Origin of the sequence: Peribacillus asahii (genome assembly GCF_003570725.1) — a bacterium.
Taxonomy (GTDB): Bacteria; Bacillota; Bacilli; order Bacillales; family DSM-1321; genus Peribacillus; species Peribacillus asahii.
The window spans coordinates 37,735-60,995 of sequence record NZ_QWVS01000026.1 but is presented as its reverse complement, the minus strand read 5'-3'; the positions used below and the strand labels follow the sequence as shown (position 1 = coordinate 60,995).

21 protein-coding genes are annotated in these 23,261 nt (G+C 36.7%); 6 read left to right on the top strand and 15 right to left on the bottom strand.

Features of this window, described 5'->3' with window-relative positions; genetic code table 11:
- Window positions 1-15: 15 nt before the first annotated feature.
- The 3 genes from D1953_RS14110 to D1953_RS14100 form a co-directional block, all read right to left on the bottom strand.
- Window positions 16-1,302: a D-serine ammonia-lyase gene (locus D1953_RS14110; protein ID WP_119117836.1), complete on the bottom strand. Its 1,287-nt coding sequence runs from the start codon at window positions 1,300-1,302 to the stop codon at window positions 16-18.
- Between the two features lie 233 nt (window positions 1,303-1,535).
- The gene (locus D1953_RS14105) at window positions 1,536-2,501 is read right to left on the bottom strand and encodes a peptidoglycan-binding protein (protein WP_182480614.1); all 966 of its coding nucleotides are present in this window, start codon (window positions 2,499-2,501) and stop codon (window positions 1,536-1,538) included.
- Between the two features lie 272 nt (window positions 2,502-2,773).
- Entirely contained in the window at window positions 2,774-3,019 is a 246-nt protein-coding gene (locus D1953_RS14100; protein ID WP_119117835.1) for a hypothetical protein, read from the bottom strand.
- Window positions 3,020-3,299: 280 nt separating this feature from the next.
- Between D1953_RS14100 and D1953_RS21985 the strand changes: the two genes are divergently transcribed.
- On the top strand, window positions 3,300-3,470 hold the full coding sequence (locus tag D1953_RS21985) for an aspartyl-phosphate phosphatase Spo0E family protein (RefSeq protein ID WP_119117834.1): 171 nt from the start codon (window positions 3,300-3,302) through the stop codon (window positions 3,468-3,470).
- 33 nt (window positions 3,471-3,503) lie between these two features.
- Here the strand turns inward: D1953_RS21985 and D1953_RS14090 are convergent, their stop codons facing one another.
- From D1953_RS14090 to D1953_RS14060, 7 genes are all read right to left on the bottom strand, one after another.
- A complete protein-coding gene (locus D1953_RS14090; protein WP_119117833.1) occupies window positions 3,504-4,274 on the bottom strand; it encodes a nucleotidyltransferase domain-containing protein in 771 nt (256 codons plus the stop codon).
- Between the two features lie 456 nt (window positions 4,275-4,730).
- A complete protein-coding gene (gene pabB / locus D1953_RS14085) occupies window positions 4,731-6,458 on the bottom strand; it encodes an aminodeoxychorismate synthase component I (protein ID WP_119117832.1) in 1,728 nt (575 codons plus the stop codon).
- 96 nt (window positions 6,459-6,554) lie between these two features.
- Window positions 6,555-7,580: an LLM class flavin-dependent oxidoreductase gene (locus tag D1953_RS14080; protein WP_119117859.1), complete on the bottom strand. Its 1,026-nt coding sequence runs from the start codon at window positions 7,578-7,580 to the stop codon at window positions 6,555-6,557.
- A 325-nt stretch (window positions 7,581-7,905) separates the two neighbouring features.
- Window positions 7,906-10,146, bottom strand: a complete 2,241-nt coding sequence (locus tag D1953_RS14075; RefSeq protein ID WP_119117831.1) for an AAA domain-containing protein — start codon at window positions 10,144-10,146, stop codon at window positions 7,906-7,908.
- Between the two features lie 116 nt (window positions 10,147-10,262).
- On the bottom strand, window positions 10,263-12,059 hold the full coding sequence (gene pepF, locus D1953_RS14070) for an oligoendopeptidase F (RefSeq protein WP_119117858.1): 1,797 nt from the start codon (window positions 12,057-12,059) through the stop codon (window positions 10,263-10,265).
- Window positions 12,060-12,162: 103 nt separating this feature from the next.
- Window positions 12,163-12,789: an FMN-dependent NADH-azoreductase gene (locus D1953_RS14065; RefSeq protein WP_119117830.1), complete on the bottom strand. Its 627-nt coding sequence runs from the start codon at window positions 12,787-12,789 to the stop codon at window positions 12,163-12,165.
- Window positions 12,790-13,073: 284 nt separating this feature from the next.
- The gene (locus D1953_RS14060; protein ID WP_119117829.1) at window positions 13,074-14,150 is read right to left on the bottom strand and encodes a branched-chain amino acid aminotransferase; all 1,077 of its coding nucleotides are present in this window, start codon (window positions 14,148-14,150) and stop codon (window positions 13,074-13,076) included.
- A 407-nt stretch (window positions 14,151-14,557) separates the two neighbouring features.
- Between D1953_RS14060 and D1953_RS14055 the strand changes: the two genes are divergently transcribed.
- The gene (locus D1953_RS14055; protein WP_119117828.1) at window positions 14,558-15,391 is read left to right on the top strand and encodes a formate/nitrite transporter family protein; all 834 of its coding nucleotides are present in this window, start codon (window positions 14,558-14,560) and stop codon (window positions 15,389-15,391) included.
- Between the two features lie 82 nt (window positions 15,392-15,473).
- Here D1953_RS14055 and D1953_RS14050 read toward each other — a convergent pair whose 3' ends face one another.
- Complete coding sequence (locus D1953_RS14050; protein WP_119117827.1) at window positions 15,474-15,923, bottom strand: YueI family protein; 450 nt, start codon at window positions 15,921-15,923, stop codon at window positions 15,474-15,476.
- Window positions 15,924-16,093: 170 nt separating this feature from the next.
- On the opposite strand from D1953_RS14050, the gene D1953_RS14045 reads away from it, so the two are divergent.
- The gene (locus D1953_RS14045; protein ID WP_119117826.1) at window positions 16,094-16,840 is read left to right on the top strand and encodes a L,D-transpeptidase family protein; all 747 of its coding nucleotides are present in this window, start codon (window positions 16,094-16,096) and stop codon (window positions 16,838-16,840) included.
- 409 nt (window positions 16,841-17,249) lie between these two features.
- Here D1953_RS14045 and D1953_RS21980 read toward each other — a convergent pair whose 3' ends face one another.
- The 4 genes from D1953_RS21980 to D1953_RS14030 form a co-directional block, all read right to left on the bottom strand.
- Window positions 17,250-17,381: a hypothetical protein gene (locus D1953_RS21980; protein WP_281271552.1), complete on the bottom strand. Its 132-nt coding sequence runs from the start codon at window positions 17,379-17,381 to the stop codon at window positions 17,250-17,252.
- A gap of 132 nt (window positions 17,382-17,513) precedes the next feature.
- Complete coding sequence (locus D1953_RS14040) at window positions 17,514-17,906, bottom strand: nucleoside 2-deoxyribosyltransferase (protein ID WP_182480613.1); 393 nt, start codon at window positions 17,904-17,906, stop codon at window positions 17,514-17,516.
- A 189-nt stretch (window positions 17,907-18,095) separates the two neighbouring features.
- Window positions 18,096-18,506, bottom strand: a complete 411-nt coding sequence (locus tag D1953_RS14035; protein WP_245980140.1) for a hypothetical protein — start codon at window positions 18,504-18,506, stop codon at window positions 18,096-18,098.
- A gap of 137 nt (window positions 18,507-18,643) precedes the next feature.
- Complete coding sequence (locus D1953_RS14030) at window positions 18,644-19,546, bottom strand: AEC family transporter (RefSeq protein ID WP_119117824.1); 903 nt, start codon at window positions 19,544-19,546, stop codon at window positions 18,644-18,646.
- A 193-nt stretch (window positions 19,547-19,739) separates the two neighbouring features.
- On the opposite strand from D1953_RS14030, the gene D1953_RS14025 reads away from it, so the two are divergent.
- The 3 genes from D1953_RS14025 (at window position 19,740) to D1953_RS14015 (ending at window position 23,207) form a co-directional block, all read left to right on the top strand.
- Complete coding sequence (locus D1953_RS14025) at window positions 19,740-20,207, top strand: nucleoside deaminase (RefSeq protein ID WP_119117823.1); 468 nt, start codon at window positions 19,740-19,742, stop codon at window positions 20,205-20,207.
- 114 nt (window positions 20,208-20,321) lie between these two features.
- On the top strand, window positions 20,322-22,070 hold the full coding sequence (ade, locus tag D1953_RS14020) for an adenine deaminase (protein WP_119117822.1): 1,749 nt from the start codon (window positions 20,322-20,324) through the stop codon (window positions 22,068-22,070).
- 63 nt (window positions 22,071-22,133) lie between these two features.
- A complete protein-coding gene (locus D1953_RS14015; protein WP_425454278.1) occupies window positions 22,134-23,207 on the top strand; it encodes a lactonase family protein in 1,074 nt (357 codons plus the stop codon).
- Window positions 23,208-23,261 lie beyond the last annotated feature (54 nt).

Below are 23,261 nucleotides of genomic sequence, written 5' to 3'. Positions count from 1 at the left end.
CCTTCTTCCTATTCATTACTTTGTTAAATATTCATCCATCATATCTTTCGGCACCATACTGCCGCCTGTCGCCCAAATAATATGTATGGCTTGTGCCATCTTATCTTCTAGATGATGGTTTTTCAAATACTCCTGGCCTTCCGGCGTTTGACTAAGTTGGATGGGTCCATAGGCACCAGCTAGTGCAGATGGTTCTAAATAATAGTTTTCTGTTTCAGCCATCGCTTTCAATAAGTGAAATAAGCGCTTATCTTCAATCGTATAACTTCCGCTTAACAAATCATTCATCTTCTCACAAACCAATTTCGATGCTCTTCCAACTGCAAGTCCATCTGCCTCTGTTCGATTATCAATGCCTACATCCTGCACCGAAATTTGATCAAACTTGCCTGTCATGAGACCTAGCACCATACAAGGAGAATGCGTTGGTTCAGCGAAGAAACAATGAACGGCTTCTCCAAAAATGAGCTTTAATCCGTATGTAATGCCGCCAGGTCCTCCACCAACACCACATGGTAAATAGACAAATAACGGATGATCTGAATCGACAACAATGCCTTGTTCCTTCAATTGTTGCTCTAAGCGTAAAGCCGCTGTTGCATAGCCATAGAACAAATCTTCTGAATTTTCATCATCAATAAAATGACAGTTCGCATTTTGCTCTGCTTCCTGCCTCCCAGCTTCAACCGCTTTACTATAATCATCTGCATATTCTTTTACAATTGCACCAAGGCTAGTAAGCTTGTCTTTCTTCCATTGCTTCGCATCTTGTGACATATGAACGGTCACTTGAAAGTCTAGCATTCTACTAATAATTCCAATACTTAGTCCTAAATTCCCCGTTGAACCGACGGCAATCGAATATTGTGAAAATAGCGATCGAAATGTTCCATCATTAAGCTTTGCGTAATCCTCCGTCTCTTTTAGAAGTTTATGTTCTATTGCAATGCTCTCAGCATATTTTAAGACCTCATAAATACCGCCTCTCGCTTTAATTGAACCAGAAATCGGTAAATGACTATCACATTTTAATAGTAAACGCCCTTCTATTACCGTGTTGTATGTATTCTCTAAATATCGCTTCATATGGTTTATCTTTACAAGAGGCGATTCAATAATACCATTTGCTTCTTTTGTTTCAGGAAAAACGCTTGCAATATACGGAGCAAATCGTTTAAGACGAGCTTCCGCATCTATCACCTTTTCCCCGGGCACCGTCTGTTGTGCATAGTTGGGATTAGCCCAAAACACCTCTTTTGTCGCAATGAGATCTGTTAACTGTGGAATTATTTTTTTCTCCATATAGGACTCCTTATCTATATAAATTTTTCTTTCTGTAAATCCTCTACCTCTCTTAAATTCCTTTCATTCATTTTATTATAACGAAAAAATGAACTTTGTACGTAAAATTCAAGTCTAAATCCATAAATAGATGTCTGCGACGAAAAAACCCAATCATAATGATTGAGTTTCTTCTAAACGTTTTAAAATGTGCCTCATCTAAATTAAATATTATCATCAAACTTATTGCATCATTATCCAAATAATTTTGCAAAAGTAGTTTTACCAACTATTCCATCTACATCTAATCGATTCGCACGTTGAAATGCTCGTACTGCACTTTCTGTACCATCTCCAAAATGTCCGTCTACGCCTTTTGGATCATAGTTTTTGATATACAACATGGCTTGTACAATATACGTGATATTCCCTTTTGCCCCTTTACGTACATTACGAACAGCTGCTTTCGTTTTTGGTCTCCATTTACCATCTACATCTAACCTGGCCTTAAATTGTTTATTCAGTTCAGTTTGTAATCCTTTTATAAGCACTGTTTTCATTTTAGTTTTATACAAACCATCTACATCTAATTTAACATTATATCGACTATTTAATGTTTTCTGAATCGCTTCAATGATTGGATCTCCATTATTTTTAGAGATTGGTTCCTTCTCAATGACCTCCGACTTCACTTTTTCTTCCGGTGAAGTATAGGTCCCACTCACTTTAGAGGTAAGACTAGGACGTTTTCCAGATTGTAGCTGAGAGTAAGATAAGCCCCCTGTCATCTCAAGATGTGGGTAATCCTTGAAGTTTTTCCAATCTCCTCCCCAAGCAAAACCTAACTCTTTCCCAATTTCTGCAGTCCTTCTCCATTTATCATCCACTGTCCACAACGCTCGTCTTCCATCGTCACTTGAAATGAAATAGTCGATTGCTAATCCAAAGTTATGATAAGACTGGCCAGGCTTAGCATAAGTCACTATCGGTTTAGACATATCACTATAATTTTTTCCGTTATAACTATACCCTAGACGCCCTTGACCATATAACTTTGCTTGTTCCTCCATAGAACGATAACCTGCACTGATTTGCACATAAATCCCTTCTTCATATGCTCGTTTAATCATTTCAAGTGCGGATTCTTTTACAATCGGATGGATACCGCTCCCCATATTTTTAATAGATCTATCTAATAAAGTTTGCAACGACACTGGCATTTAAATCACCTCCTATTTTTTATATGTTTCATTCCTTAGACTTGCTTGTATATCTAACTAGTAAAGTTGATTTAGCCATTGCCTGACTGGATAACTTGTTTCAAACTTTCTTCTCTACTTATGTATATATTTTTTATGGATAATAAGTGCAATAGAAAAAGCCAACTTTGTTGTTGGCCATAAAAGAATCATAAGTTATTAGCAAACTCACTAAGGCTTTTTTGAAAGTTGCTCAACTGATTATGTACTGCATAAAGATAACTTAGTACTTGTTATTCTTCTTGGATAAAAACGACTTGATCGTGACCGCATGAGTTGCAAGACATCAAGTGAGGACAAATTTGATCTCTTGCTGTATTCGGATATCCATCTCCCATTTTTACCGTTTCTTCATCATTATAATGACCGTATGGATCTAAAAAGTCGGATACTTTTCCTGAGTCATCTAATAAAGTTCCACATAACGTGCAATGCATTTCCAATTCCTTGAATGCATTACATAATGGACATATCGCCATCACGTTCACTCCTTCTACTCATAATCACACCTTATCCATTTCCGTATACTAGTTAGATGGTGTTTTTGACCAAAACTAAATCATAGCCCTTCCTTTTACTCTTCCCTTAAATCCCTTCTACTATATCCATTAATATTTTCAAGAAATACACTTAAAATTTGTCCTAATATCTCAATTTTTCTTAGTATAAACGTATTTTAAAATATCTTTTTTGTAATAATTATTATATAATGTTAAATATTAACTAAACTTTACTTTTTATTGATATAGGAGTTCATTTATGAATACAAAATCCGTACCTCTTAAACATTTGGAAGATGCCATTCATTGCTTAAGAACCCATATGATTACTGTAGGAATATCGAAAGGATTTAATCATCCCGATACCATTAAATATAGTCAAACATTAGATGTTTTATTGAACAAATATCAGAAAACTAAACTGAATTAATATAGAGCTAACATCAGCTTAACTTGCTATTTATTAAAATGATCTCAACCCTAGTCCTTGCTGATTAATCTCGATTAACAATTCATTAATTCTATGATAATCAGGTGTTGGAGGAAGCGTGGATTTTTCATATGATACTTTTAATTGATCATCATACATTCTAAGCATGTCCAAAGCTTCATTGAAAGTGAATTTTCCGTTTCTACAATCTAACAAAAGTTGGCGATTGCTTCTGTATGTGCTGTAATCTCCAGTTTCTAATATCTCAATAGCACTTGTTAGAAGGCGAATACTGTGCATAAAAAACTTATGGTCATATCTAAATTCCTCCATTAAATCTTGGTTCCCTGTTTCATTAGATTGTTTACTTTTTAATTTTTGCATTTGGGAATAGGCATAGCCGCCGAATTTCTTTTGAATATTCTTAGATAAAAACAAATGGCGATGATCAATAAGCAATTGTCCTAAAGGAGTAACTTTTAGATAATCTTCTTGTCGGACGAACAGAATTTCAATATTGTTCGGAACTCCTTTCATCGCATCTTTTACGAATTTATTAATATGAATGACACTTACATCGACATCATCTTTCGTGTTGCGGAAGTTCTTCCCTCCAGTAGTGTTATATTCGTTAAAAGATTCTAATCCCAAGTAATAATCAATAGGAGGTATGCATACTCCCTTAAAATCCTTATCTGATGTTTCTGTGTTTGTACCATAGGCATAACTTCCTGTTGGAGATAAGATGATTGTTCTTTCTTCTAACCAATCTAAATTGGATTGATTTAATTTTAATTCTGTCATAAACTATGCTCCTTCCTGTACATCATAGTGTTTGCTTTGCATTATTCATTAAGCTAAGTCAGCCATTTATATTTTATAATTCCACGAAAGGAACTGTGAAATATAGAAATCTTAGGGACAGTAGTCTAATTCTTAGGTTTTATTGCGAATCTAATACCTATCCTTTCTTTGTTAAACGATCTTATTAATCATGCAATTGTTGGCTCACACAAATGAGCCAACAATGAACAGCACCATATTCCTTCAAAAAAACAAATTAGCACCACTTTCTCCTGCATAAATTGCGTTATATACACGCCGTTATGCGATTGGAAAGTGGTGCTGTTATGAAATTTATAAATGAATGTCTTGGTCATGCAACTATAAAAATGACAACAAATACGAAGCCGAGAATTTATTAAAGCTAGAATCCTATTTAAGTTAGTTAAGGCTTGATAAATCTAAAAGCCCGTCCTGTTACACTATTTTACACTGTATCCATTTACGTACGCTGTTAATAAACCAAACCTCCTCAGCTTCTAGCAACTTTGCCTTCGTAATCACTTTCTCCTCGATTTCTTTTTGAAGCAATAATTGCTTGCGGAACGTACCCGCTAGTAACCCACATTCAACAGGAGGAGTATACAGTTTTCCATTCAACTTAACGACAACATTTCCATTCGTAAATTCAGTGATTTCCTCGTTTTCATTCCAAAGCAATACATCAAACACATTTTGTTTTGAAAATGTTTCATAAACTTGACGATTTGTCGTTTTAAAATAAACAAATGGATGATTTGTCTTAATTGGAGCATCAGCCAATCTAATTGAAATTGTAGAATCTGTATCTTCAATTATCATCCCGCTAACTTCTACTCTGTTTGTTTTTGAAACAACTAAACGTACTTTATATAAACCCTGCGAATGCTGATCCGCAAATTGATGAAGCTCATTTATTACATCCTCTTTGACAATCGGAAATTGAAAATATTCAGCTGCTTCCATTAACCTTTCTATATGGTGATGAAATAAATAATATTCACCATTTTCTAATCGAAATGACTCCAAGAGTTGAAAGTCAGGTCGAATCTCGGTTAACAATTTTGCTTTTAAAAACGCTTCTGCATATTCTTCGCTTAGTACCGAATCCCAGGTAATTCCGCCACCGACCCCATATTCCGCACGTCCTGTTTCTGTATCAATCCAAACGGTGCGAATCGGTACATTAAAGATGGCCTCACGTTCAGGAGTTATATAGCCAATAGCTCCACAATATACTTCTCTTGGGAAATCCTCAACATGTGTAATAATGTCCATCGTCTTAATTTTCGGAGCTCCTGTTATGGAACCACACGGAAAAAGTGCTTTGAAAATATCAGTAATCGTTGTATGTTCCTTCGTTTTTGCTTTCACAGTAGACGTCATTTGCCACACAGTTGGATACTGTTCAATGTCAAACAATGCTGGAACATGAACCGATCCATTTTCTGCAATAACACTCACATCATTTCGTAATAAATCAACAATCATGACATTTTCCGCTTGGTTTTTTGCCGATTCAGCCAGCCAGCTAGCTTGTTCTCGATCTTGCTCTAGAAATAGCCCTCTTTTCACTGTTCCTTTCATTGGTTTTGTTGTAATCACATCATCTTTCCAATGAAAAAATAATTCCGGTGATGCTGATAAAATTCGATAGTTTCCTATATGTAAATAAGCACTATAATTCGAATTCTGTGCCTTCTCTAACTGTTGATAAAAGGCAAAATCATCTCCTTCAAATTGTGCTTGTAAGCGCAAGGTATAGTTCACTTGATAAGTATTGCCTCTTTTTATTTCTGTTTTAATATTTGTAAAGCCTGCCTCATATTGCTCTTTTGATGTGTTGGAAGTCCAATTGGATAATTGAAAAGATCCAGTATTGCACTCCTTCAAAAAAGTTGGTTGTTCAAAAATACCAAACCAAAGCAGCGGCATTCTTTCCCCTTGTTTTACCATAAAAGCCGAATCAAATGCTGGTGCAGCTTCATAGGAAACATAGCCAGCGGCATAATACCCTTGATCAACAAAAGCTTCTACTTCCAGCATTTTCGTTACCACTTCATCTAGATTAGATGTTTCGACGATTTGCTTTGGGTGTGTAAAAAAAAGCGGTTGTTTCATTCCCTGCTCGTTTGCAAAATGAAAAAATAATGAGTTTTGTTCCATACATACCTCTTGTTAACATAATATAATTATAATTAATTCACTTTATACATCATCCATGAGACATTCGTTTGAACTCTCATGGATGATTATTTCATTTTATTTCATCCCTACTACTTCTGCTACAATTTCAAAAGAACGAAGACGTGCTTGATGATCGTAAGTTGTTGTAGCAATAATGATTTCATCCGCCTTCGTATTTTGCGCTAAATCTTCTAATCGTTTTTTCACTTCTTCATGTGTGCCAATAATCGTATTTTGTAACTGCTTCATTACAAGACTTTTTTCATATTCTGACCAAAGATTCTCCATTGAATCCACAGGTGGTGGTAATTGGCCAGGTGTATTACGAATGAGATTTAGGAATTGCTGTTGATGAGAAGTCGCGATTCGCTGCGCTTCTTCCATTGTATCTGCCGCATATACATTTACTGCTACCATCACATGCGGCTCGTCTAGCACTTCAGAAGGTTTAAAGTATTGACGATACCTAGCAAGGGCTAACTGCATATTTTCTGGTGAGAAGTGGCTGGCAAATGAAAAAGGTAACCCAAGTTCCGCTGCAAGCACGGCACTAAAGCCGCTCGAACCAAGCAGCCAAATGGGAATGTCTTGTCCTTCCCCTGGAATCGCCCGTATTCGATTATTACGTGAAGCAGGCTCTAGATACATCCTTAACTCAGCTAATTGTTCAGGAAAATCTTGACCTTGGTTGCGAGGGTCGCGTCTAAGAGCCACTGCTGTTTGTTGATCACTGCCTGGTGCACGCCCTAATCCTAAATCAATTCTCCCAGGATACATTGCTTCTAGTGTACCAAATTGTTCCGCAATGACAAGCGGTGAATGATTAGGCAGCATAATTCCACCTGAACCAACACGAATCGTTTTCGTTGCATTCGCTACATAACCAATGACAACAGATGTAGCTGAACTTGCAATGCCTGGCATATTATGATGCTCAGCAAGCCAATAACGATGGTACCCCCACTTTTCGGCATGTTGTGCAAGATCGGCTGAATGTTGAAATGATTCGGCAGGTGAACCACCAACGGTAATTTGTGCTAAATCTAGTATTGAAAATTTTATATTTGATAATGTGTCCACTTTATTCACTTCTTTCTTCATTAGATGACGCAATACATTGTCATCTTATATTAAGATAACCTAAAAATGCATCCAATTTGCTTGAAGGCAATAAAACAACCTTACTAATTTATTTAGAATGAACGATTATTAGATATTCTATTGAGGTTATTTATCAAATATAAATAAATTGAATGTGTTTAATGGATAAATCGTTTAAATGAACTAATAAAATCTCAGTTTCAAGTGATAAATTGTTGTATCCAATTGATAAACTGAAAAAAATATATTCTGACGAGGTAGAATTTTAAATATAAAATTTAGAACAAAAAGACGAGCACGTTCGTATGCTCGCCTTTTTTCGCGCTTACTCTGACACAATCACTTGATTGATAAATTGTTCAGCCATTACAGTTGAATCTAGTCTAGCTGCGATAAACGGCGGCTGCACTCGATTGTTTGCTTCAACAGGAACGCCAAGCCAGACAAATCTTTGATCGATGATGATGAACGGAAATGCAATGGCGCTTAGTATAAAACGATTGGCAGGAAGCTCACGATTTATTTTAGGTGAAATAAGCGTAATATTCGCTGAACAGTTTTGTAATACCGGCAGCCATTCATCCGGTAATTGAAATGAATTAGGTAAAGCTACGATGATGTCTCTCTTTGCTGACGTTAAATCATCAAATAATTTTTCTAATTTTCTTGCATGCATCCATTGTAAACGAGGATGCTGATGCTTAACCCACTGGCCAATTTCATCTGTTTGAACTAGTTGGCGATGTTGTGTTTGATGGTCGACTAATTGGCGGATTGTTTTACTGCGATATACAAATTTCTTTACAAAATCGGTATCACATACATGAATAAACTTTCCTTTTGTACGGGTAATCGCTACATTTATTAAGCGTTCACTATCTTTTCCCGTCAATAGTAATCCTGCACGATTTTGCGGATAGCTATCAACCGTATCAAAAATCATCACGTCGCGCTCACTGCCTTGAAAACGATGAACAGTGGCTGCAATCAAATCGGCTGTTTGACGCTCCTTTGCATATATATCATTTAATAGCAGTTCCATTAAATCCGCTTGTGCACGATACGGCGTCACATAGCCAATCGAACGAGCACCATCGATATAAGCTTCATGAAGCAATTGAAAGGAAAGCAGCAATTGCCAAGGATTCACTCGCGAATGAGTCGTTCGCTCTGACACACAATATTCTCCCGAAAAACTCGTATTTAACAAAATGGAAGCTCGATTCATAAAAGGCTCCATTTCAGCAATCGGCTTTCTACTTTCCTCCACACTTTTGTGATCACCAACAAAGTCATGATAAATATAATGATTCGTAAAAGCAGAAATTTCCGGATGCATGCGTCGCTGTTCTTTTAAAAGAAATAAATGCGGATGCAGCTCTCCGGCTTCAACAACGGTTGCTACCCCCGAACGATGAAAAACATCTTCCTTTAACCATTGCTTCACAATCGCATCTTTAGCTGCAGCAATGGGGGGCAGCTGCTTAAAATCACCCGAAACAATGATATGCTTCGCGAGTGAAGCAGCAAAAGCCACTTGCGGCACATAGGCCATACTTGCTTCATCTAGTATCACGACATCATATTCTTGCTCATAAATGGTCGCATCCGTTGCGGCCTTCGCCAATGTAGTTCCAATTATTTTCGCTTCTTTTATAAAGCTCATTTCTTTTTGACGAATTTTTTCTAAAATTCTTGCCAGCTTTTTCTCTAATTCAATTAATTGTTCTGAATCGCGTACGCTAAAAGAGCCAGCTAAATCCTGCTTTAACAGTCGTTTTTCTTCTATTAATTGTTCTTTTTCTTTTAGCAAGCTTGGTTCCTTCTTTTGCAGCAGCTGACCGGAAACAATATCTTCATGCTTCGTTAGAATTTCTCCAATTTGGGTGCCATAGCGAAGCACTTCTCCTTCTTGAAATCGATTTTTCTTCTTCACAAAAGCAGAAATTTCCGCCATTAACACATCGACAGCTTGATTGCTATGCGCTAAAATAAGCACCTTTTTCTCTTTTAAATAGTGATTGGAAGCCACTCGGGCCAGCGTATACGTTTTGCCTGTTCCCGGCGGCCCCCAAACAAATGTAACTGGATTATATTTAGAACGTAAAAACAGTTCTTTTACAGCCGTTTGCCCGCTTTCATTCGAATGCTTGGCTGGCATAGAAGGGTCCATTAATCGCTTAATTCGTAATCGCTTTTGCTTGCTTTTCGCCGCTTCTAGTAAACGGCTTATTAGTTGTTCTAACAACTCCCACGGATCATGGAAAAGAAATGCTTCACTGATTACATCTCCAAGTGAACGGTCAAATGCTAGAATAATGCTTCTCCCTTCTGAAGATAAAATGCGCCCTTTCTCCTTTATTCCTCCCCACTCCATGCGAACCGAACTGCCTACTGGAATTTTAACAGATATACCTGTTTCAAAATAATACGTATAAGCCTCGCCGCTTGAAAGCTGTTTTCCATTTGAAATTAAATATTTTGTACTTCCAAACTTTTTCAAATGGAGAATTTCAAGCTGCAGAGCCTCTTGCCATTCTTTAATATATTCTATCGTTGAATTCATCTTTCTCTTCCCTTAGTTTCCTTATAATAGATAAACAGGCTCAATCGCATCGATTGAGCCCGTTTTTCAGACATCTTACTATATCATTTTTCTTAAATTTATACCAACAGGAATTATTACTTTTCCATTAATTCAACAAATTCATCAACAAGATCATTAAAGATACGTAAAGCATTAGCAATTGGTTCTGGTTTCGTTAAATCAACTCCAGCTTTTTTCAATAATGCAAGAGGCTTGTCGGAGCTTCCACTTTTTAAAAACGTTAAATAATTTTCTAATGCCTCTTTGTCTCCTGACAAAATCGTATCAGCAATAATAATCGCAGATGTATAGCCTGTTGCGTATTTGTAAACGTAGAACGGACGATAAAAGTGAGGAATCCGTGTCCAGCCGTATTTGACTTCATCATCAAAAACAAGATCTTCTCCATTGTATGTGCGGAAGATGGACTCATATACCTCATTAAAGACATCCGCATTTAATGGTTCATCTTGCTCCGCTTTTTCATGAACTGTTTTTTCAAACTCTGCAAACATTACTTGCGTAAAGAACGTTCCTTTAAAGCTGTCAATAAAATGATTCAGTAAATGTTTTTTCTTATCGATTTCTTTTGTCGTCTTTAATAAATGACGGATTAATAAAATCTCATTGACCGTTGACGCCACCTCTGCGACAAAAATAGAATAACCAGCTGAAATGCGCGGCTGATGAGTAGAACTGAAATATGAATGCATGCCGTGACCACATTCATGAGCTAACGTGAACACACTATCTAAATCATCGCGATGATTTAATAAAATAAATGGATGCACGCCATATACCCCAAGGTTATAAGCTCCCGAACGCTTCCCAGGTGTTTCGCGAACATCTAGATAACGATTTTCTTTAAAACTCGCTAATGTTGACGTGTATTCTTCACCAAGCGGCTTTAATGCTTCGAGCATAAGTGCATAGCCTTCTTCATAAGAAATTTCCTCTTTTGCACCTTGTACTAACGGTACACTCAAATCATACGCACGTAACTCATCGACCCCTAATACTTTCTTTCGCAATCGCATATATTTTTTCATTGGAGCTATATTTTGTTTAGTTGACATAATCAAATTATCATAAACTTCTTTCGGTACTTCATCACTAAATAATGATTTTTCTAAAGCAGATGGATAATTTCTTAATCTTGACATGTTGACATTATTGCGAATGGCAGTTGCAAGTGTGGAGCCAATCGTGTTTTTCAATTGAACATACGGTTTATAATATGCTTTATAAGCTTCTTTTCGCTTATCACGATCTTCTTCCTCCATTAACTTCGCATACATACCGCGTGTTAGTTCTACTTTGTCTCCGGATTCTGTTGTTACCTTTCCAAACTTGATATCTGCATTATTAATCATGCTAAACGTTTTTTGCGGGGCTGACATTGCCTCACCAATTTGAGAAATAACCGCTTCTTGCTCTTTTGTTAAAACATGAGCTTTATATCGATAAGAATCCCATAAATCTTCTTCAAAATATTCTAACCCTTTCACTTCTGCTATGTAGCTCTTTAATGTAGATTCCTCTAAACTTAACAAAAAGGGCATAAAAAATGACGTGGCCTGACTGATTTTTCTCCCTAATTGGCCCGCACGATCCAGTAAAGCTTGCGATTCGCTGTTTCTTGTATCTAAATCCGTTTGCAGCATCGCATAAACATACACTTTATTATATATACTCCCAAGCTCTTCACTTGCATGAAGGTATTCATATAAATCCTTAGCACTATGAATCGCTCCATCATACGCTTTAAGCTGATCAATGTCCTTTGATACTCGTTCAAAATCCGCTTCCCATTGTTCCTGGCTTTCATAAATATCCGCTAAATTCCACTTTTCTTCTTCTTTTACCTCTTCACGTGTTTTAAACGTTTGCATAGCATCACTCCCTTTCTTGTTCTTCTCTTTATTATAAGCGAACCACGGAAAAAAACTGCTATGAAAAGCACCAGTATGGAAGTCATACTGGTGTTTAAACAATTTAAAATTTGCTTGCTGCTTGTGCCACCTTTTCTAAACCGTCCGCAATGATTTCTTGAGCGCGATCCGGATATTGATTGTGCCCTTCAATCACGACTGTTTCTGGACTAGAAATGCCCCAGAAGTTAAGCATTACTTTTACATAATTAACGGCCATCTCTACAGAATTCATTTCTGGAGTAGAATAATCAGAACCACGTGCATTTAATAAGACAACTTTCTTATTACCCGCTAATCCTACTGGACCTTCTGGCGTATATTTAAATGTTTTCCCTGATTGTGCGAGGTAAGAAATATAAGTAATAAGCGGTGCTGGCACGGTAAAATTCCATAAAGGAAAAGCAAAAACCACTTTTTCTGCTGCTAAAAATTGATTCAAGTATTGTTCCACTACATCCGCCGCTTTTGCTTCTTCCGTTGTTAATTCTAATCCTTGATTGCGTTTGTATACCCCTGTAATCGCAGTATGTCCAAAATACGGAAGATTAAGCGCAAAAAGATCTAACTCTGTAATATCTTCATTTGGGTTTGCTTCTTTAAACGTGTTAACAAATGTTTCATACATTTTTGTACTAACTGCTTGATCCGCAGGACGGTCATTTGCTTTAATTAATAATACTTTAGACATCTTCTGTTCCTCCACTTGCTGTATTTGCTTAAAAAATATATGTTTTCGGTCCAAATACAATCACTTAAAATATCTTGATTTAATTGTAATTATTACATTCACATTCCAGATGTACATCTAAAATTAATACAAGCGATTTGTCTTTATGATGTCCAAACACTTCATTATGTTAAAATCGACATCACTTCAATTAATTTTCCTCCATTCTCATTTCACATAACATGCAAAAAAACCCTTTTTCTAAGAAAAAGGGTTTTATCGTATTTGTATTGTGATTGTGTAATTTAATCTTCTAATTTTGTAATCCAATTTAACGGATCTGCTATTTTACCGTTTTGGATTCCTGTTAATGTATCATATAATTTTTGGGATAATTCGCCGGTTTCACCGTTGTTGATGACCATTTTTTCCTCTTTCCAATAAAATTCACCAATTGGAGAAATAACAGCAGCTGTTCCTGTTCCAAAAGCTTCTTCTAACTGACCAGCTTTATAAGCATCGTAAACTTCTTGCATCGAAATACGGCGCTCTGTTACTGGAACATTCCAATATTGTAATAATTCAATAATTGAAGCACGAGTAATCCCTTGAAGAATGCTGCCATTAAGAGCCGGTGTAACAACTTCACCGTTGATTTTGAAGAATACGTTCATACTACCTACTTCTTCAATATATTTCTTCTCTACGCCGTCTAACCAAAGAACTTGTGAGTACCCTGACTTTTCAGATATTTCTTGTGCTTTTAAGCTAGCTGCGTAGTTACCGCCTGTTTTAGCTTCACCTGTTCCACCTCTAACAGTACGGGCAAAGTCTGTTTCCACCGCAATTTTAACTGGTTTAATTCCTTCTTTATAATAAGAACCTACTGGTGACATAATAATAATAAATTTATAACGATCCGCCGGTGATACACCTAAGTATGGTTCTGTTGCAATAATAAATGGACGGATATATAAAGATGTACCTTCTTCTCTTGGGATCCAATCACGATCGACACGAATTAACTCTTTTAATGCTTTTAAAGCGAACTCTACATCTATCTCTGGAATACATAAACGTTCGTTTGATCTATTTAAGCGTTCAAAGTTCTTTTCCGGACGGAATAACAGAACTTCTTCCTCTTCTGTCAAATAAGCTTTTAATCCTTCAAAAACAGATTGTCCATAGTGAAAAATCATTGCCGATGGCTCTAATGTGAGCGGTTGATAAGGAACGATTCTTGGATCATGCCATCCTTTTCCTTGCATATAATCCATAATAAACATATGATCGGTAAAATTTTTACCAAATTGAAGTTGATCCGCTTGCGGCTTTTCCTTTTTTGTTGTGCTAAGCGTGATTGCCAATTCTTGTTCCTTCATTACCAAGACCCCTTGTTGATTAATTTTATTAATTTATTTTTCGAAAAAACTATCTTAATTATTTTACCTCTTCTATCAAAGAAAGTTCAACCCCTATATCACAAAATTTTCGGAAAATTTTTGTTTTGAAGGTCATAGATAACCTTATATATTAATAAAATCCGCTTGTTACAAACATTCTGTTCATTAGAATGATACAGTTAATCCGTTGTATAACACCAATTATATCCAATGTGTGTACCACTTTTAAAAAGTTTTAAACTATCTGTTACATATTTTGTACTAGCTTTTTTATAACAGAGATGGCATAATGATTTAGACAATGTTGGTTGTGTTAGAACATACGGGGGGTTATTACACAATTTAACAGATAATCAAATTTTCAGGGATCAACAAGGGGGTACAAGATGGGGTACAATAGTCCACAAGAAATGGCAAATATCGCCGTAAAAACAGGGGTAAAGAAAGTTTCAATGCCACTTTTAAGCATTCTCATTTTAGGTTTTTTAGGTGGCGCTTACATTTCATTAGGATACTTATTCCATATTCGCGTCGTTGCCGATTTACCGCATGAATGGGGTACACTGAATGCTTTAATAGGAGGCGCAGTCTTCCCGCTAGGCTTAATTCTTACAATCATCGCTGGTGGTGAATTATTAACAGGAAATATGATGGCTGTTCCAATGGCGGCACTAGCTAAGAAAGTTACAGTTAAACAATTGACTATTAACTGGATATTAATTACCATCACCAACTTTATTGGTGCTGTTTTTGTTGCCTATTTTTTCGGTCATCTACTTGGATTAACAGAGTCAGGTACATACTTAGAAAAAACGATTTATACAGCAACAGCTAAAGTGGAAGATAGTTTTTGGATGGCTTTTATCTCAGCCGTTGGTTGTAACTGGCTTGTTGGACTAGGGGTGTGGATTACTTATAGTGCAGAAGATACTGCTGGAAAAATTACGGGTATGATTTTCCCAATTGTCGCATTCGTAGCTATCGGTTTTCAACACGTTGTAGCCAATATGTTTATCATTCCAGCTGCAATTTTTGCAGGAGCCCTAACATGGACGGACTACTTCAGTAATTTCGTACCCGTATTTTTAGGAAACGCATTTGGAGGCGGCATTTTAGTAGCCGGTTTATTCTTCGGAGCGTATATCCATTCTAATAAGAAGAAAACAGAAGAACAAGAAAAAGAAAAAGAAGATGTCCCTTACTTGAAGAAAACATCTTAAGCTTATATTCACAAAGCCTCTATCAAGTTGATAGAGGCTTTGTTTTGGCATTCACTTGTATGATGCTATGTACACATACAACTTATTTTACTATTCTTCTGCAAAAACGGATAAGCCGTTTCCAAAAACTCTTTTTCACCGGCTTTATGTTTACACTTTTCTGTTTTTTTTCTATATAAATATTATCTCGATCAATGGCGAACTCTTCTGCAAAAACTAGCCCTAAGTCAGAGTTATGCTCTTTATTTAACACAATTTTATAGCGAATATTGTGAGTCGTTGCCACTTTCACATATTTAATAAGATGATTATAATCCATATGACCATTTAAAAATACGCACGCCTTTGGATGTTGTTTGAATAATGGAAGGAGTTCTGTGTATACTTCTTTTTCTAACACTTGTGCTTGAGTAAGTACTACAATAACACGCTCTCGTAATGAACTAAGATATTTTCGTCTTTCTGCTGGATTAATTTCCTTCTTGCCATACATCCCCTGCTCTAAATAATCCTCAATATTAGCTTTTACCATATTCTCCACCCCCCATCGTTTAATTTAATGTATGAAATCATCTATAAAGTGTGCTTCCTAAAAACATATCCTGCTTTTATACCTATTTAAGCTTCTATTTGTCATCCAGATTCTTTACGATGCATAAAATAAAAGGATTCACCAATTTAGAAGGATGGGAAAGAAGAGATATGAAGAAATTACTCGTAGCGCTATTATTTTTCGTTTCTTGTTTCGTTTTTTACAGTCCGCCTGCTGGTGCCGCTTCAAAGCAATTGATTATCATTAATAAAACTACTAATCAATTAGCCTATTATGAGAATAATAAACTCACCAAAATTTTTCTCGTTGCGACTGGTAAAAAACCTTCGTACACCCCGGAAGGAAAGTTTAAGATTGTCAACAAAATCGTCAACAGACCGTACTACAAAGAAAACATTAGAGGCGGTGATCCAAGAAATCCTTTAGGAAACAGATGGCTTGGCATTAATGCAAGAAACACACCGGGTAATACCTATGCCATTCATGGCAATAATAACGCCAGTTCTATTGGTAAATATGTAAGTGCTGGCTGCGTTCGCATGTACAATGAAGATGTAAAGTGGCTTTATTCAAAAGTAAAAGTAGGTACGCCTGTTATTATTACAAGCTCGTCTAAATCATTTAAGACTATTGCCGCTGCTAATGGCTTTAAAGTGACAGGGGCCGAAACAATGCCAGTTGGAATAGTCGATACAGTACTAAAAAAAGGAAGTCAAGGTCCTCAAGTTGTTGCGCTGCAAAAGAAACTAACCTCACTTGGCTATTCAACAAAAGGAACAGACGGTATATTTGGTTCGAATACGGAAAAGGCCGTTAAAAAGTTTCAAAAAGATAACAACTTAACCGCGGATGGGGTCGTCGGTCCGCAAACGAGAAAAGCATTAAACTTGAAGTAACTCTTTTGTTACTACTCCCTTGAACAAATATGTTATAATTCACCTAGAAATGGTAAATTCTATGTTGTATCTTAATTCTTTTTTATGGAGGTCTTATACATGTACGATGAACTTCTTGTTGGCATTATTAAGGGAGTTTTTGTTGTTGGATCTGTTGCTATGTTCGTTTTGCTCGGCTTTATTAAAGGCCGCCAGTCGTAATCCTCATCTCACACCCAAGAATAATGCACCAGGATTAGCCCATCCATGCGTACGTACCTTCATGACAATCTTATCATAACTTCGTATACCGCTCCTTCATGTAAGGAGCTTTTTTTATTTAGCTGTGTTAAAAAGAGCCTATTAATCAACACGATTCATTAACATAGCTTTTAGCACAGAAAAAAAGCATGCACACATTGTCATGCTTTCACTCATCTCTTGTTTTTTCCAATAATTGATCAATATCGTATATATGAAACGTATGAAGTTGATTTGCAACCGATTCCGTCTCTATATCTACCGTCGCTAACAATAATTGATCGATATCGATTATTCTCAAATCAAATCTCTCCCCTTTAATTTATGTTCTATTACACGATACGAGATCATGGTTAAACAATGTGGGGGTAACTTTCATAATGTAATAATTGTTATTTATTTGTTACAGATTTGAAACGAAGCTTGTACACTTTTACGCTACAAATACAGAGTGAAGCATTTTTTCTAATTTATAAAACGTACCACTACAAATATCAACATAGGGCATATTGTGAAAAATCGATTTTTTTCCAAGATGATAATGTTCTTTCTCAGGAGAATATACAATAATCTTTTTCTTTAAAGCAAGCGCATAGCCAATTGTATATAAATTCCCTTTGCCAGCCTTGAGAAACACTAAAATAAAATCAGCCTTTTCTATCATTTGTTCTTCCGATTCATCCATGTTTATAATATTAGACTTACGAGATGTTTGGCTTATGACACTAGAATCATTCAAACAATTGTAGCCTCGTGTTTTGAGCTTCTTCACTAACGAACGCACTTGCTTTTTATTTTTTTCATCCGCTGCTAAATAATATTGCACAAATATCCCCCCATTAATAAGTCTTATTACCTGTTACCTACATAATTTATTCTTTACAAAAAACCAAATATCCTTTACGAAAAACAAAAACCTTATCCATATATAGATAAGGTTGAAAATCCGACTAGGATGTTTAGTACTTTTTTCGAAATTGACGTTTAAACCAATCCTTTTCGAAAAAGAACATTCTTATATATATTTAGCATCTTCAAACGGTGCATAAAACTGACCTTTTGGTGCCAACATATCTGTCTCCGAGACACGTTGTTCTCCATCTACTTCATATGTACCTGCTGGATAGTAATCAAAGTAGCCGCTTTCTATATGAAGCTTTACAAAATATTCGTTCAAATCATCCATTAACTGTTGATATTTTTCACGATCGATTACTTTTCCATATTCATCAACCTGAAAGTTACGGTGAATTGCATCTTGAAGCAATTCATGATGCGATGCTGTAATATACAAATCAACATCCCCGCATTCCATGCATAATAATAGCCCGTCTTCTTTCACTTCCTCATAGGAATCTTGCACAAGTTCTTTTAAAATCGCCTCAATTTGTTCTACATTCACTAAGTCAACTGTCGTTTGCAGCACTCCTACCCCTCCTCATCTAAAATAGTAACGATTTAACAAGATCATTTAACATAGCTAAAGTAATTAAGTAAATTTTATAACGTTCTGTTCAAAAAGTCTTTTCTTACGTTTTGTGAATAAATGTAAATTTATAAAATCTATAATAATATAAGAAAAACAATTGGCAAAGTAACCAAACTTAAGACCGTACTAATAAATGTTACACTGGAAACAAATTCGGGTGCTGTGTCAAATTGCAGGGCGTACATCGTCGTATTAGCTGCAGATGGCATCGCCGCAACAATAATCATAATCTGTTTAATAACTTCATCTACAGGGAGAATCAGTGTTAGTAAAAATGCGATTGTTGGCGAAATCGCTAATTTAAGAAACAAAGCAAGCGAAATTCTTCGTACTTTCATTTTTCGCAACGAAATGTTCGCTAACTGCATTCCTAGTACAAGCATTACGGTTGGGATCGCTGCATCCGCCACAAGACTAATAGCTTCCATAATCGGTTTACTTAATGGGATATGGAAGAAATGAAACAACCAACCCGCTATTGCACCGTATACAATAGGCATTCGTCTGACGGCACGAAGCGCAGACTGCATTCCATTTCCTTCAGGACTTCCCTTTGCCGCATAATAAATCCCAATCGTACACATTACAAGCTGTTGACCGACCATCAGGACAATTGCATAATCTAAACCAACAGCACCAAATAATAAGAAAACAACCGGTGTACCATAATTACCATTATTCATAAATGCCGAAGCCAAAATTAGGCTGCACGTTTCCGTTCGCGAATACGAACGAATAAACGAAACAATATAAACAATTAAAACGAGCGATATACAAAGAATAAATGTAAAGAAAATTAAAAATAAATAATCCGTATTAAATTCCGTTGTATAAAAAGTGCGAAAAACAAGAAAAGGTGACATTAAATAAACGGACACCGTCGAGATTGCTTTTGGCTCTAAATGAAATTTCTTCTGACCGATAAATCCTAAAACAAAGATACCAAAAATCGGCAATAATACACCTAAAAACTCCAACTTTTTCACCTTCACTACTAAAATATTTATATCCAACTCTATCACTTCGTATAACGAAAGTAAAATTAGGCTAGGATACATCCCCTTTTATACACACTTAGCATGTCATCAAACCCATTTCATGGTAATATGTATATATGAGTTATGTTACAAATTTTAACATTAACATTCATAACGAAAGGGAGTGTTAAACATGGATGTAAAATTCATGGATATGGCTGTTCAACTAGCAAAAGACAATGTGTTAGCGAAAGGCGGCGGTCCCTTTGGAGCCGTGATTGTTAAAGATGGAAAAATTATCGGTAAAGGATGTAATAATGTCACAACAACAAATGATCCAACAGCCCATGCTGAAGTTCAAGCAATTCGCGATGCATGCAAAAATTTGAATTCCTTCCAACTAGACGATTGTGAAGTGTATACAAGCTGCGAGCCCTGCCCAATGTGTATTGGTGCTTTATACTGGGCACGCCCAAAAGCCGTTTATTATGCTTGTACAAAAGAAGATGCTGCTTCTATCGGTTTCGATGATCAATTTATCTATGAAGAGTTAGAGCTCCCCATCCATCAACGCTCCTTACAAATGAAAAAATTAGATACTCCAAACTATGATTTACCATTTAGAACATGGGAAACTTTCAGCGACAAAGTAGAATATTAATTCAAAGCTTTGTTAAATAATATTGTTGATAATATAAATAAGAGAAAAAATCAATAGTCTAGCATAACAGGACCTAATTCAAAAGAGATGGCGTGACAAAGGAGTGATGAACCGATGGATCAACGTATGTTGCAAAAACGAATTAACGTAGCTTCCGGGAAAGAAACGGCTGATTGCGTCATTAAAAATGGAAAAATTATCGATGTGTTTAACGGAAATATTTTCGAAGGAGACATCGCCCTTGTGGACGGCTTTTTTGCCGGCATCGGAACATATACAGGTAAAACAGAAATCGATGCCGAAGGAAAGTATGTATCACCATCCTTCATTGATGGGCATGTTCATATCGAATCCTCTATGGTTCGTCCTTCAGAATTTGCGAAAGCACTGCTTGTGCACGGTGTAACATGTGTCATCGCTGATCCTCATGAGATTGCTAATGTTGCTGGATCAACGGGCATTCAATATATGCTGGAACAATCGGAGCAGCTCCCTTTTGACTTCTACTTTATGCTCCCCTCTTGCGTTCCCGCTACTTCTTTTGAACATGCTGGTGCGACATTAAACAGCTCAGATTTATTACCATTTTATCAGCACCCCCGCGTACTTGGATTGGCAGAAGTAATGAATTATCCAGCTGTCGAAAGTTGTGATGCTGATATGCTACAAAAATTAACAGATGCAAACTCCTTGCATAAAAAAATAGATGGTCATGCCGCCGGATTAACAAACCAACAGCTAAACGTGTATGGAAGTGCTCATATTACAACTGATCACGAAAGTACAACAGCTAAAGAGGCTCAGGCACGACTTCGAAATGGTATGTATTTAATGCTTCGAGAAGGTACCGTTGCCAAAGACTTAATCAACCTTCTTCCCGCTATCAACCAAAACAATATTCACCGCTGCCTGTTTGTCACAGATGACCGTCATCTAGATGATATTCATCATGAAGGAAGCATCGATTATAATGTTCGCTTAGCCATTGCACACGGGATCGAACCGATTAATGCGATTAAAATGGCCTCTATTCACACAGCACAATGTTTTGGATTAGCGAATCAAGGAGCCATCGCTCCTGGATATAAAGCAGATTTTTTATTACTCAATGATTTATCTTCCATTAGTATTGACTCGGTTTATAAAAGCGGAGAACTAGTTTGTGCCCAAGGTGAACTAATTCATTTTCCAGAAGTACAACCATTGGGCATAGAAGATACATTGAAAAATACCGTTCATTTTCATGAGTTACAAGCAACGGACTTTGCTATTTCTTTCGCAAATAACTTAGCTAATATTATCGAAATCATCCCAAATAGTCTTATTACAAAACATCTAGTCGAAAAAGTGAATGTTGACGATACAGGTGTATTTCAATATTCAAGCGATATCGATCACTTAACTTTAGCTGTGATTGAACGACATCATCATACTAGAAATATTGGGCTCGGCATTGTGAAAGGTCTCGGATTAAAGTCAGGGGCCATTGCGACAACGGTTGCTCACGATTCCCATAATTTAATCATCGCAGGAACAAACAACAAAGACATGGCAGTAGCTGCTCGAACAATTAAAGAAATGCAAGGCGGTTTAGTCGTTATTCAACATGGTAAAGTGTTGGCCTCATTGTCACTACCGATTGCCGGTTTAATGTCGACCTCCCCCTATCAACAAGTCATTACGAAATTAGCGGAAATAGATCAAGCATTAACCAAATTGAACGCAAGTCAACAATTTAATCCGTTTTTAACACTTGCATTTTTAGCATTGCCTGTCATTCCTGAAATTAAATTAACCGATCAAGGGCTATTCCTCACTTCTTCTTTTTCTCATATTCCAATTGAGGCCGTACCGTCTACTTAACAGAATCAGCTTATGGTGTTCCTCTCTTTTGAGGACACCTTTTTGACGCTATAATTACAAGATATAAAGGAGGGAAATACATTGACATTCATTGGCTACCTTGGCACATACACAAGAGGAGTAAGCAAGGGAATCTATTCATTTACACTTGACCCAAAAACAAGCACAATTAGTCAACCACGCTTAGTTGCTACATTAACGGATCCAACTTATTTAGCTATTAGTGATAACAACCAATTTTTATATGCCAACTATAAAATAGAGGGAAAAGGCGCTATTGCAAGCTTTTCCATTCATCACAATACCGGTGAACTAACTTTATTACATACATCTAAATCCGGAAATGGATCGTATTGCCATATTAGTGTAAACAAGAACAACAACATGCTTGTTGCAGCAAGCTATGGAGACGGGCTTATTGAATCCTATCATATTGAAAAAGATGCCACTCTTAGCCATGTTATATCCACTATTCAACATAGAGGTTCAGGTCCAAACAAAGAGCGACAGGAAAAAGCACATGCTCATTATGCTGGATTCTCCCCTGATGAGCAGTATATCATTGCTGTTGATTTAGGAATCGATTCCATCCTTACATATCGCGTTACGCAAGATCAGCTTCATGAAGTAAATCGGTTAACAACAACTCCTGGAAGCGGCCCAAGACATCTTGTTTTTCATCCAAATCAACAATACGTCTACGTGATGGCCGAGCTTCGTCCGGAAGTCATCGTTCTCCAATTCGAAAAAAACACCGGTTGTTTTAAGATGATTCAAAGCGTTCGCTCTGTTCCAATTGATTTCTACGCCAACAATCAAGGAAGTGCGATTTCTATATCGTCTGACGGTCGTTTTGTTTACGCAGCTAATCGCGGTCACGATAGCATTGCAGTGTTTGCTGTTGATAGCGAAACCGGACATCTTACCTTACTACAACTTATCGGAACAGAAGGTCATTGGCCGCGAGATTTCTCACTTGATCCATCGGAAGCATTTCTTGTTGCCGCAAATGAGGAATCAGGAAACCTTACTTTATTTGCACGGGATCAGCAAACAGGGCGATTAACGCTGCTTCAAGGGAGCGTATCCGTTCCTTATCCGGTATGTGTGAAGTTTCTTTCTTATACCGAACGTTAAAGATTGAAAAATGATTTATGCGGAAAAATGAACGTCTATCCACCTTAAATTATA

Excerpts from the sequence above, each read along its gene's own strand:
- D1953_RS14110 (WP_119117836.1), bottom strand. The coding sequence starts at position 1,302 with ATGGAGAAAAAAATAATTCCACAGTTAACAGATCTCATTGCGACAAAA.
- D1953_RS14105 (WP_182480614.1), bottom strand. The coding sequence starts at position 2,501 with ATGCCAGTGTCGTTGCAAACTTTATTAGATAGATCTATTAAAAATATG.
- D1953_RS14100 (WP_119117835.1), bottom strand. The coding sequence starts at position 3,019 with ATGGCGATATGTCCATTATGTAATGCATTCAAGGAATTGGAAATGCAT.
- D1953_RS21985 (WP_119117834.1), top strand. The coding sequence starts at position 3,300 with ATGAATACAAAATCCGTACCTCTTAAACATTTGGAAGATGCCATTCAT.
- D1953_RS14090 (WP_119117833.1), bottom strand. The coding sequence starts at position 4,274 with ATGACAGAATTAAAATTAAATCAATCCAATTTAGATTGGTTAGAAGAA.
- pabB (WP_119117832.1), bottom strand. The coding sequence starts at position 6,458 with ATGGAACAAAACTCATTATTTTTTCATTTTGCAAACGAGCAGGGAATG.
- D1953_RS14080 (WP_119117859.1), bottom strand. The coding sequence starts at position 7,580 with ATGAAGAAAGAAGTGAATAAAGTGGACACATTATCAAATATAAAATTT.
- D1953_RS14075 (WP_119117831.1), bottom strand. The coding sequence starts at position 10,146 with ATGAATTCAACGATAGAATATATTAAAGAATGGCAAGAGGCTCTGCAG.
- pepF (WP_119117858.1), bottom strand. The coding sequence starts at position 12,059 with ATGCAAACGTTTAAAACACGTGAAGAGGTAAAAGAAGAAGAAAAGTGG.
- D1953_RS14065 (WP_119117830.1), bottom strand. The coding sequence starts at position 12,789 with ATGTCTAAAGTATTATTAATTAAAGCAAATGACCGTCCTGCGGATCAA.
- D1953_RS14060 (WP_119117829.1), bottom strand. The coding sequence starts at position 14,150 with ATGAAGGAACAAGAATTGGCAATCACGCTTAGCACAACAAAAAAGGAA.
- D1953_RS14055 (WP_119117828.1), top strand. The coding sequence starts at position 14,558 with ATGGGGTACAATAGTCCACAAGAAATGGCAAATATCGCCGTAAAAACA.
- D1953_RS14050 (WP_119117827.1), bottom strand. The coding sequence starts at position 15,923 with ATGGTAAAAGCTAATATTGAGGATTATTTAGAGCAGGGGATGTATGGC.
- D1953_RS14045 (WP_119117826.1), top strand. The coding sequence starts at position 16,094 with ATGAAGAAATTACTCGTAGCGCTATTATTTTTCGTTTCTTGTTTCGTT.
- D1953_RS14025 (WP_119117823.1), top strand. The coding sequence starts at position 19,740 with ATGGATGTAAAATTCATGGATATGGCTGTTCAACTAGCAAAAGACAAT.
- ade (WP_119117822.1), top strand. The coding sequence starts at position 20,322 with ATGGATCAACGTATGTTGCAAAAACGAATTAACGTAGCTTCCGGGAAA.